General features: G+C 69.1%; 10 protein-coding genes and 2 pseudogenes. 6 read left to right on the forward strand and 6 right to left on the reverse strand.

The features are described from left to right. Positions 1-442: pseudogene (locus K6I34_RS21765) on the reverse strand (adenylosuccinate lyase family protein); the annotation flags it as partial. A 961-nt stretch (positions 443-1,403) separates the two neighbouring features. Here K6I34_RS21765 and K6I34_RS21770 point away from each other — a divergent pair. The 5 genes and pseudogenes from K6I34_RS21770 (at position 1,404) to K6I34_RS38370 (ending at position 5,382) form a co-directional block, all read left to right on the forward strand. Continuing rightward, positions 1,404-2,552, forward strand: coding sequence for an aminotransferase class V-fold PLP-dependent enzyme (locus tag K6I34_RS21770; RefSeq protein ID WP_308294037.1), 1,149 nt, complete (start codon positions 1,404-1,406; stop codon positions 2,550-2,552). 380 nt (positions 2,553-2,932) lie between these two features. Then, positions 2,933-3,703, forward strand: a complete 771-nt coding sequence (locus tag K6I34_RS21775; protein ID WP_229328009.1) for a DUF4239 domain-containing protein — start codon at positions 2,933-2,935, stop codon at positions 3,701-3,703. A 295-nt stretch (positions 3,704-3,998) separates the two neighbouring features. After that, entirely contained in the window at positions 3,999-4,589 is a 591-nt protein-coding gene (locus tag K6I34_RS21780) for a hypothetical protein (protein WP_229328010.1), read from the forward strand. A 261-nt stretch (positions 4,590-4,850) separates the two neighbouring features. Then, a pseudogene (locus K6I34_RS38095) lies at positions 4,851-5,105 on the forward strand (transposase); the annotation flags it as partial. A 148-nt stretch (positions 5,106-5,253) separates the two neighbouring features. Beyond that, the gene (locus K6I34_RS38370) at positions 5,254-5,382 is read left to right on the forward strand and encodes a hypothetical protein (protein ID WP_275127123.1); all 129 of its coding nucleotides are present in this window, start codon (positions 5,254-5,256) and stop codon (positions 5,380-5,382) included. 112 nt (positions 5,383-5,494) lie between these two features. Here the strand turns inward: K6I34_RS38370 and K6I34_RS21790 are convergent, their stop codons facing one another. Next, positions 5,495-6,316, reverse strand: coding sequence for a carbon-nitrogen hydrolase family protein (locus K6I34_RS21790; RefSeq protein ID WP_229328011.1), 822 nt, complete (start codon positions 6,314-6,316; stop codon positions 5,495-5,497). Positions 6,317-6,433: 117 nt separating this feature from the next. Next, positions 6,434-6,676 (reverse strand): hypothetical protein, encoded by a 243-nt coding sequence (locus tag K6I34_RS21795; RefSeq protein WP_229328012.1) that lies wholly within the window; start codon positions 6,674-6,676, stop codon positions 6,434-6,436. 220 nt (positions 6,677-6,896) lie between these two features. On the opposite strand from K6I34_RS21795, the gene K6I34_RS21800 reads away from it, so the two are divergent. Further along, positions 6,897-7,103, forward strand: a complete 207-nt coding sequence (locus K6I34_RS21800; RefSeq protein ID WP_229328013.1) for a hypothetical protein — start codon at positions 6,897-6,899, stop codon at positions 7,101-7,103. A 576-nt stretch (positions 7,104-7,679) separates the two neighbouring features. On the opposite strand, the gene K6I34_RS21805 is transcribed toward K6I34_RS21800, so the two are convergent. The 3 genes from K6I34_RS21805 to K6I34_RS21815 form a co-directional block, all read right to left on the reverse strand. Then, a complete protein-coding gene (locus K6I34_RS21805) occupies positions 7,680-9,218 on the reverse strand; it encodes an APC family permease (protein ID WP_229328016.1) in 1,539 nt (512 codons plus the stop codon). A gap of 289 nt (positions 9,219-9,507) precedes the next feature. After that, positions 9,508-9,780: a hypothetical protein gene (locus K6I34_RS21810; protein ID WP_229328014.1), complete on the reverse strand. Its 273-nt coding sequence runs from the start codon at positions 9,778-9,780 to the stop codon at positions 9,508-9,510. Between the two features lie 131 nt (positions 9,781-9,911). Then, a partial coding sequence (locus K6I34_RS21815) for a GNAT family N-acetyltransferase (RefSeq protein WP_229328015.1) occupies positions 9,912-10,730 on the reverse strand: 819 nt, incomplete at its 5' end.

Here is a 10,730-nt window from a genome sequence, read left to right on the forward strand (position 1 = left end):
GGGCCAGGTCGGCCACCAGGGGGGTCAGCAGCGTGTCGAGCGCGTCCAGGACGTCGCGCATCTCAAGGCACTGACCCGTGTCCTCGATGTCCTGAGTGGTGGCACCGACGTGCAGGTATCGCCCGGCCTCAGGGCCGCACGCCTGTCGTACGCAGGCGAGCAGCCCGACCAGCGAGTGACCGGTCCTGACGATCTCGGTCCGCACCCACTCGAGATCGAGACCGCCGACGTCGGCCGCCGCCGCGATCCGGTCCGCCGCGGCTTGTGGGATCAGTCCCAGTTCGCCCTGGCTCAACGCGAGCACAGCCTCGACTCGCAGCCAGCGCTGGAACCGGCACACGTCGCAGAAGATCCGTCGGCTCGCGTCGGTGCCGTACCCGTCCCCGAAGAAGCGGGAGTCGACGATGTGCCCACGTCCGTGTTCGCAGCTTTCTGATGACACGCAAAAACTCCTAGGGTGCGTATCCGGTTTCGGTCGAGGCGCGGTCCGCGCGCGCTTCTGGGCCCAGTTGATCGAGCCGCGCAGGTGGACTCCGGCGAGGTGGCCCTTGGGCACCTCGGCGTAGCGGGCGGCGATGCCTCTCCCTGCCTTGAGCCTGTTGATCAGGGGCTCGACGGTGTTCCGCTCTTCGGAGAGTCGGGTGTCATGGCTCCCGGCCGACCGCCCGTTGCCTGCGGTCGGCGGCGTGGTCCTTCTTCTCCGGGATGGCCGCCTCGATGCGGCGCTTGCGCAGATGGACGTGGTCACGGTGAGACGAGTGGGCCTTGTCGCCGACAGCAGCGTCGGGCCGGGCTGGGGCGGTCGGCCGGGCACCCGGGCTTTCCCGAAGACCGGGGTGAACTGCGGGCCCGGCCTCTCTCCTCTTCGGCGGCCGTCTTCTCCGAGGAGACCACGAGGCCTTGGCCGAGGTGCGTCCCGGCAGCATCATGGTGGGGCCGGGCGGTAGTGGAATCCATGCTGACCAGGGGGGGAAGCCCACCTCACCCCGCCCCGAGTCCTCCGCGATCCCCCCTTCAGAAGCGCCGAGAAGCCCCCGGCGTCCCGTCACTGCCGGAACCGGTCGGGCGCAGTCGTCCAAGCGCCGAACCCGCTCGGCACCGCACACCATTGCGCGCCGGATCTGAATCGCCGGATCGACCGAAAGCGGATGCGCGCCCTGGCTTTCCGATGGTCGCGGGAACTTATACCCTAGTTAGGGCATAGTCTACCAATTATGAGGATCTGCTGGCAATGCTCAACGCCTCTGGACCGGACCCGGGTTGGCGCGCCTCGCGAAGGGGTGTGCGAGTCCCCACGCCATCCGATCCGCACTTCTTGACGATTGCCCGAAGGGCCGCCACAATCCGCCTCTGTGATCGACTCCGAGGAGGTCCGCGCGGATACCCTTGGCAGTGCGGACCAGGTGTTCCTGGACAGTGCAGGGTCTTCGCTGATGCCTCGCCAGGTGCTCGACGAGGTCGTCGGGCACCTGCGGCGTGAAGCCGAGATCGGCGGATATCGGGCCGCCGAGGAGCGCCGGGCCGACCTCGACGCCGGATACGGCGTGGTCGCGGAGCTCTTGGGCTGCCGCCCGGACCAGGTCGCGTTCACCGACAGTGCCACAAGATCCTGGTCGGCGGCGTTCGACGCGGTGCCGCTGGCGGCCGGGGACCGCATTCTCATCGGTGAGGTCGAATACGCGGGCAACGCCGTCCCGCTGCTGATGCGGGCCGAGGCGGTCGGGGCGACCGTAGAGGTCGTCCCCTCGGACCGGGCCGGAGTGTTCTCGACCGCGGCTCTGGAGGAGATGCTCGACGAGCGCGTCAAGCTCGTCTCGCTGGTGCATGTGCCGACCAACGGCGGTGTCGTCAACGCGGTCCGCCGGGTCGCCGACGCCGCGCACGCGGTCGGCGCGTTGCTCATCCTCGATGCGTGCCAGTCCGCCGGGCAACTGCGCCTCGACGCCACCGAACTCGACGCGGACATCGTCACCTTCACGGGGCGCAAGTGGCTGCGCGGACCTCGGGGTACCGGCGCCCTCATCGTGCGGGATCGCGCCGCGGGACTCCTGCGGCCCCGCCTGGCGGACCTGCGCGGTGGCAGATGGTGCGGCCCGGGGCAGTACCGCCTGCGTACGGACGCCCAGGCATTCGAGCTCTGGGAGGCCGGGATCGCGCAGCGCCTCGGCCTTATCCGCGCGGTCCGTTACGCCCTGCGTCTCGGCGTCGGGGAGATCGAGGCCGCCGTCAGGGCCAGGGCAGCCCGGTTGCGCGCCGGACTGGCCGGACTGGCCGGTGTGGTCGTCCACGACCTCGGCGTGGACCGATGCGGCATCGTCACCTTCACCGTCGAAGGGACTGACAGCGCCCGGGTCCGGGACGTGCTGGCCGGCCAAGGCGTCACAGTGAACGTGAGCCGCCGCCCGTCCACGCTACTGGACATGACCCGGCGCGGTCTGAGCAGCATCGTCCGCGCGTCACCCCACTACTTCATCGACGACGCCCAGATCGACAGGTGCATCGACGCCGTCGCGGATGTCGGCCGCCCCGCTCGACCGCCGACGGGGAGGTGACAGCGTGCCAGGCCGACCCACCGCGGTCACACCCCTGTCGTCCGGGTGAGAGGACGCACCGCCCGTTGCCTGCCGGTGGCCGTCCTGGCCTCCTCCGCGTCGGCCTCACCGGGGCAGCCTCACTTTTCACCGCGGACAGCCGACTGTCGAGCTGAAACAATCCGATTGCCTACAGGAGTGCGCGGCGGACGTGGTGGGCGTGGAAGCAGCCGCGGACGATGGGCTCCCCCTGTTCCACGTGGATGTGTGGGAGCCGTCCGCGGTCACCTCGCCGATCGCCATACTCAAGGAGCATGTAGAGGCCCTTGCGGCCTGAGTGTGGATCTGGTCAAACTGATTCTGTTGGTTGGGGCGCCCTACCTCATGGAATGAGTCAGCCTGTGCCGCCCTATCTCATCATTTCACTGATCGTGGGTGTGCCCATGGTGGTCACTGCATGGGCCACACACAAGACGCGCCGTTCTGTGCCTGCAGTGGCCCGCGGACAGCAAGGGCGGGAATCCGTCGGTGTCCTGTTGGGCATGGTGGCCGTGCTCTACGGGGTGTTCCTGGCCTTCGTCGTCGTCGCGGTGTGGGACAACCAGACCCAGGCGCGCAACAACACCTACGCAGAGGCCAACGCGGTGGCCCGGCTGTATTTCACGAACCGCAATATCCCAGGACCTCAGCGAGAGCAGATCGCGCGCAGCGCGCAGAGCTACGCGCGTACGTTGGTCGACGACGAGTGGCCGAAAATGAGTGGTGGGCACGACAGCGCCAAGGCCTGGGATTTGCTCGTCAAGCTTCGGGAGCAGGTCCAGGCATACGATGCGGGCAGCGGGGGGCAGCAGAATGCCGCTCAGCTGATACTCACTGATGTGGAGCAGATCGCCGACAGCAGGCGCCTGCGCCTCGACTCCATGTCGGGCATCGTCCCGCCGGTCCTCTGGTTGGTGCTCATCCTGGGTGGAGTCCTCACTGTCGGATTCTCCCTGGCACTGGAGCACTCAGGAACGCGGACGCACAGCGGCATGCTGGTCGCGATCACTGCGCTGCTCGCGATTCTGCTGTGGATGATCTGGGCGCTCGACGCCCCGTTCCACGGGCTGCTCAAACTGGGGCCCGGGCCCCTGCAGGCCGTACTGCACCGTTTTGAAATCTATCCTGTCTGACACGTGTGACACCTGTCCTGAAGTTTCCCCAGCTCTCGGCCGCGGCGGCCTGCAGCCTGGGTGCCTTATCTGTCCCTGGAGTTCCTCCACCCGGGCACGGACTGCCGACTCCCGATGTTCCAGTGCCTCGACCGACGAGCCCATGGTTGCCCCCGAAGTCCTGCCGCAACGGCAGGAGACAGCAGACCGTCGGCACCGACAGCCTCAGCACCTCCCCAGCTCGGACAGTCCCTGCACCGGAGCTGCACCCGACTCCTCATGTGCCGTCGGGAGGCCCCGTGCCCGCCCTCACTCCGTGCCCCGGATCTCGCCGAGCTGCTTTCCCTCCCCGAGCTCCTGGCAGCCGGCCGTCCGGCTGGAGGCACTCCACGGCAGCCGTGGGCCGAAGGCCGGCACCATCGGCCGGTCGCCGACCAGTCCGCGGTGGCCCGGCGAGGCGTCCCGGCTCCCCACTGACCACATCGTCGGCGACCTGCTCGACCTGGAAGACGGCCCTCGTGCTCTTCGCGGGCTCGGTGCCCGCCGCCCTGGCGGCAGCGAGGGCGGTGCCGTCACCCGGACGGTGCGATCCATAGCCGCGCACCTGGACTGGGCACTGGCCGAACACCCAACGACGGCCGAGCCACACGACCGGATCTCCGCGAACCCCGCAGCGCAGATCCATGCCTGGTATACGGCCGTCCTCCGTTTCACCGGCCGCGATTCCCGGCCCACGCACCACCATGCTCCCTGTCCCAGGTGCGAGATACTGACCCTTTTCCGGGACTACGGCGATGCCTACATCGAATGCCGCAACATCGAATGCGGCATCCTGCTCACCCCCGACGAGTACGCCGCACATACCCAAGTGTTGGCCGCCGAGTACCGGCAGAACCCGGCTGCTTGACCAGTCACTCGCGTTACGCGTGACTTGATCGGCAGGCGCACGTGTGCCGTCGATCTCTCGCCCCGGAGTCTCGCACCGCCGGAGTCTCGCACCTCCGGGGTTTCGCATTTCCGCTGCGCGGAGGACTCATTGCTGGACCTCGGCGGCGACCTTCACACCACCCTCTGGACCACTGCCGAGGCAGCCAGCCGCCGGCGTGACGCCCGGGGTCATTCGGGTCTGGGCTCACCGTGGTCACCTGGTGCGCACGAACTCGCCCGCGTGCAGCAGCTCGCGCCGCACCTGCTGGCCATCCCGGGCTGTGGCGTGCTCGGTGCCGCAGCCATCCTCGGCGAGACCGCCGGAGCCGCCCGGTTCAAGTCCAAAGGCGCCTTTGCGCACTTCAACGGCACGGCACCGATTCCGGTGTGGTCCTCGAACAAGGTCCGCGTCCGGCTCAACCGGGGCGGAAATCGCACTGTCAACAGCACCCTCCACATGACCGCGGTCACCCAGACAGGCGGCGACGGAGAAGGCGCTGCCTACTACGCCAGACAGCTCGCGGCGGGCAAGACGGTCAAGGAGGCCCTCCGCCTCCTCAAGCGCCGTATCTCGGACCGCGTCTATCGGGCACTTCTGACCTATGAACCACCCGCGTCACAACCCGCTCAGCTCCCAACAGCCCTTGCCGCCATACATCAAGACCTTCTCCGGCCGGGTCTACGCGGCCTTCGTCATCGACGTCTTCTCCCGCATGGCCGTCGGCTGGCAGGTCGCCGCCAGCCTCGACCACGCTCACCCCCGCCGAGCATGAGGCCGCCCCCTACGCGGCCGAACCCCCTGCGTCACTCCAGAAAACCAGCTAACTCACTCTCCACAAAACCCGGGGCTTGACACACCGAGCCGGTCGGACCTGCGCTGCGGGGTCAGAGGGCGTAGGTGCTCGGCCGCCTGTCCTCGAGCGGGGCAATCGACACTCCGTCGTCGGAGACGAGGCGTTTGCCACGGAAACGGTCGAGATCGATCCGAGCCGTCAGCACTTCCTCACACCGGGCTTGCTGAACAGCGAGGACTTCGCCATCGGGTGCGACGATCTGGCTGAATCCGAGAAAGTCCGTTGTCTTTTCACTGTCGGGCCGATTCGCCACCAACAGATGGACCAGGTTCTCGGCCGCGCGTACCCGCACGAAATGCTCGGCCAGAATGCGCGACTGCACCGACCAGACAGTGGGCACCGCGATGATGTCCGCACCGGAAAGTGCAAGCGTGCGAGCAATTTCGGGGAATCTCGTTTCATAGCAGATCATCACGCCCAAGCGCCCCAATGGCGTGTCGAAGACCGAGACACCCGACGCGGGAGGTTCGTCCACGAACCGATCCGCCCCCAGCGGCGGCAAGTGAGCTTTGCGGTGGACCCCGGCGTGCCCCTCGGGGCCGATGACGAACGCCGAGTTGTACAGGCCGTCACCGTCCTTCTCGAGAGCACCGACAACCAGATGTAGATTCAGCCGGGCCGAGAGTTCGGCGACTGTTGCCAGTTCGGGACCGTCGGCCGCGATGGCGACGGCCTCGGCTTCGCCGCGAGAATCGAATAAATAACCCGTCAGGCCGCATTCGGGAAATACGATCAGCTCGACCCCCGCGCTCGCCGCCGCCTCGGCCGTTTCCGTTATCCGCCGTAGGTTTGCACCGATATCACCTGGCACACAACCGATTTGCGCCACAGCAACCGATCTCGAGCTGTCCACGATGCACCACTCCTCATCTCGCTGACCGGGTACGTGCTCCGCGGCTGCACGCAAGTGCCGTAACGGATCACATGCCGACAACCCACTCGGCAACGATGCATTCAAGATCGAAGAGTGTCAAGGAATCGCACCCAGTTCACTCGGTGGCCTGCGACCGTCAGCCGCTGATCCACGCAGCGTGACAAGCTGTTGGGCACATGGCTTGCAGGTCTTCTCGTGGATCTCGATTACCCACTCGACAGTGGCGTCCTTCACCCCTTTGAACAGCGCAAATCCCTGGACTGGGCCCGGAGCTGAATCCATGTCGAGTTCGGCCCGGCGGGCGGCGACGCGTTCGGCGGCTTCGCTGATCTCCGTCATCCCGCGAGCCTGCGAACCCGCTCTGCCCCGCGACCTGGAAACGGACAGACCACCCGTGACCACTGCCCGACGATCAAGACGGCGGGCTACCACCCGCCACCGGCCCGAGGCCCCTCGGCAGCAGCACACCAGCCCTCTTGACCAGCGAGAACCAAGTTGACGGGGCTTCAATGATCGCCGGTGCCGGCTCCTCGGGCTGGGCGCTCCTGCGCGGATGGAGGTGCCGAGCATCGATGCCATCGACGAGCAGATCCGTGTCCTCACCGACCAGCTCGCCACTGCTGACTCTGAAGCTGGACCACCGGGCAGGGCGCGCGGTGGCCCGTTCGCATCCTTCGACGAGCTCGCGGCGTACACGGCGGAGCACGGGCTCTCGGGCCCCGACGAGCTGCTGGTCCCCCTCGGCGAACGGGAGTTGGTGAGCTGATGGAACACGGGCATACGACTCGGGCGCAGGATGTTCTGCCGTTGATCGCCAAGCGGATTGGCCAGCCCGTTTCGAGAGCGCCATGCTCGCCCTGACCGGGTGGTTCACACGCACATAGCCTCAAGGCACCCCCCTGCACGGGCGCATGGCTCTACTCACGCTCACGGCGAGCGGCAGGCCGACGACCGAGTACGCCTGCTCGACACCATGGCGCCCTCGGCACCGGTCGGCCAGGGCCGCTGTCGGCGTCTTCCGCACCCGGACCAGCCGCATTCGACCGCCCTCACCTGCCGATAGCGAGTGGATGCCGAGCGGCCCGACGAGTCCGCCGCTCACCGCTTGACCGCCGCTCACCGTCGCCGCATCCCAAGGGCTTAGGCAAGTGGCCATCCTCACCTGTCCCGAGTCGCGATCGGGTGGTGAGGATGATCCCGTCCTCTCAGGACTGGGAAACAAATGGGAAACGATCAAGACAATCGGCTCCACGCACGAGCAGTGAATCGCACGTACGCGCGAGAATGTGCGAGCTGCTGACCGAAGGGCCTCCACCAGCCCCACGGTGGCTGCCTATAGTGCTCAGGTGGTCGAGAGCCCCCGCGCGCGGGTGTCGCGCTGGTGCCCCACCCCGGACCGCACCGCCCAGAAGAAGACGGCCAGGCTCACGACGGCCACGGTGAGCGAGTCGTAGGGGGCGGGCAGGCGGCCGGAGCCCTTGAAGGTGCCGAGCCAGGACAGGACGGTCAGCGCGGCGAGGTGGACGACCAGCCAGGCGCCCGTACGCAGTTCGGCCAGGAGCGGGGCGTCGTCGGTGTCGCGCATGACGAGGAAGAGCAGCAGGCCGCCGAGGACCAGGGGCAGGGCGAGGCGCAGGTCGTGCCAGCCCGACCAGTAGACGAACTCGCTGGAGACCACGAACGCGACGGGGGCGATCCAGCGCAGCCCCGGCACCCACCCGGCCGTGCCGCCGCCCTCCGGGTCGGCCCGGAAGACGGCGGCGGCGACCGCGGCGGCGGCATAGATCAGCAGATACATGTCGCCCATGACACTGACGATGTGCTGCCAGCCGCCGAAAGGCAGCAGGAAGACCACGATCACGGCGAGGTTGAGGAGCAGAGCCCGGTGCGGGATGCCGGTGCGCGGGTCGACCCGCATGAAAGCCCGTGGGATGGTGCGGTTCTTGGCGAGTGCGTAGGTGTGCCGCGCGTCGATGGCCACGCCGACGTAGGCCGAGCCGCCGGGCGAGACCACGGCGTCCGCGTACAGCAGGCTCGACAGCCAGTGCAGGTTGAGGATCAGGGCGAGCTGGCCGAAGGGCGACTCGAAGTCGACGCCCTGCCAGCCATGGCCGAGCAGGTGCTCGGGGACGGTGAAGAGGAAGGCCAGTTGCAGGGCCAGATACATCAGGACGGCCAGGCCGATGCCCGCGAGGACGGACCCGGGGATCGTGCGGCGGGGGTCGCGGGTCTCGCCGGAGAAGTCCAGCGGCGCCTGGAAGCCATTGACGGAGTAGACGATTCCGCCGCCCGCGAGGGCGGACAGACAGGCCGCGTAGCCGTAGGGGGCGAAGCCGCCGTGGTCGGTCAGGCGTCCGGCATGGCCGCCCGCGGCGAACAGGGCGATCACGGTGACGACCGGCACGGCGATCTTGAAGACGGAGACCAGGGTGTTCAGGCGGGCGAACGCCCGGACCGTGAACCAGTTCAGCGCCGTCAGCAGGACGCTCAGGGCCACGGCGATGCCCAGGCCGAAGGCGGTGAGCGAGCCGCCGCGGTAGATGTCCGGGAGGTAGTGGTCGGCGTACTGCATGATCGCGGTGATCTCGGCGGCGGTGCCGCCCACCGAGAGCAGCACCGACCAGCCGATGAGCGTCCCGGCCAGCCTGCCGCTCGCGTACAGCGGCCAGCGGACCGTGCCGCCGCCCTCCGGGCGGGACGCGCCGAGCTCGATCATCACCAGGGCGACGAGTGCGCACAGCACGCCCGCGCCGATCCAGGAGAGCAGCGCCGCGGGCCCGGCCGTGCGCGCCGCGTACATGGCGGCGAAGAGCCAGCCGGAGCCGACGATGTTCGAGAAGCCGATCGCGGTGAGCCCCCAGAACCCGAGGTCCCGGTGCAGGCGGCGCTCCTGCGCGAGCACGGTCGGTGTGACGGTCTCTCCCACCGGCTGACGGTCCGACACGGAAGCGGCCTCCTTGTTCCCGGGGTTCCCGGGTTCCCGGTGTGCGCGGTGTGCGCGGTGTGCGCGGTGTGCGCGGTGTGCGCGGTCGTGGAATCCGCTCGGGATTCTTCCCGGTCGGCCGGTGAGGGGACAGGAACCCGCGATACGCGGTGTGCCGCCCTGGTCGGTCCTGTCGAAGTCCAGCGCAGTTCCCCGCGCCTCGTAAGGGGCGCGGGGAACTGCGCGATCAGCCACGACGCGCCCGCAGACGACTCGCGGTGTCGTCGGGGTGCCGTGCCCCGGCGAAGTGGTCGGTGCCGCTGGTGTACGCCCCGGGCCGGACGACGGCCGCGTCGATGCCGAACGCGGAGTTCTCGTAGAACGTGATCTCGGCGGGCCGGTCCTCGGCGGCCTCGGCCGCGACGTACGGGCCCTGGAACGGGCTGATGATCTCGGAGGTGACCGAGCCGACGTGGACGATGGGGCCGCTGTCCGCGCCGGTGATGAGAACGACGGCCATGCTGCTCTCCTCAGGTCTCCTCGGAGTCGTGCGGTGACGTCGGGTCAGCCGAAGCCGATGACGGACTTGCCGCCCGCCCGGCCCGCGGCCATCGCGGTGAGCACGTCGGGGCGGCGTCGAGCCGTCGGCCGTCAGCCCAGTTCGAGGGTGGTGACGCCGAAGGAGCGGCCCTCGTCGGCCGGGGGCACGGGGCCGGTGTACATGCGCACGGTGTGGGAGCGCGGGGTGAGGCCGCGGGACTCGGCGAGGGCGGTGGCCGCGCGGTGGGGCTCGGGGATGTCGACGGCGGCCTCCTCTCCCGGCCCGACGTGGGCGGCGAGGGCGTCGAACAGGGCCGCCGCGCCCTCCGGGGAGTCGGCGAACAGGGGGCCGATCCGCTTGCCGTCGCGGGCGGGCCGGATCACCCCGTACCCGGCGACGGCCCCGTCGCGCAGGTGGACGTACGCGGTGTGGTGCTCGGCCCGCAGCCAGCGCGTGACGAAGGCCCGCCGGTCGGCGGGGAAGCACGCGCGGTCGTAGCCGGCGACGGCGTCGAGGTGCTCCTCGGTGACGGGCACGACGTCCGCCGCCCGGGCCGCGGTGCCCTCGGGGCGGCCCGCGTAGCGGACGGTGGTGTAGGCGGGGGTGAAGCCGGCGCGCCCGTAGGTGGCCTGCTGAGCGGGCACCGCGTCGAGGCCGACGGTGCGGGTGCCCGCGTGCGGGAAGGCGGCGCGCCAGGTGGCGAGGCCCAGTCCCTGTCCGCGGTGGTCGGGGTGGACCAGGTAGTAGCCGAGGAACGCGTACTCCGGGGAGTACGTGACGATCGAGACGGCCGAGACCACCGTGTCGCCGAGGCGGCCGATGAAGAAGCCGTCGGGGTCGGTGGGGTGGAAGCAGGGCAGGTCACCGGTGCCGGGGTTCCAGCCTTCGTCGGCGGCCCACTGCGCGACCCGGTGCCAGTCCTCCAGGGA

This window comes from Streptomyces sp. UNOC14_S4 (assembly GCF_020740835.1).
Taxonomy (GTDB): Bacteria; Actinomycetota; Actinomycetes; order Streptomycetales; family Streptomycetaceae; genus Streptomyces.

Excerpts from the sequence above, each read along its gene's own strand:
- K6I34_RS21810 (WP_229328014.1), bottom strand. The coding sequence starts at position 9,780 with ATGGCCGTCGTTCTCATCACCGGCGCGGACAGCGGCCCCATCGTCCAC.
- K6I34_RS21795 (WP_229328012.1), bottom strand. The coding sequence starts at position 6,676 with ATGACGGAGATCAGCGAAGCCGCCGAACGCGTCGCCGCCCGCCGGGCC.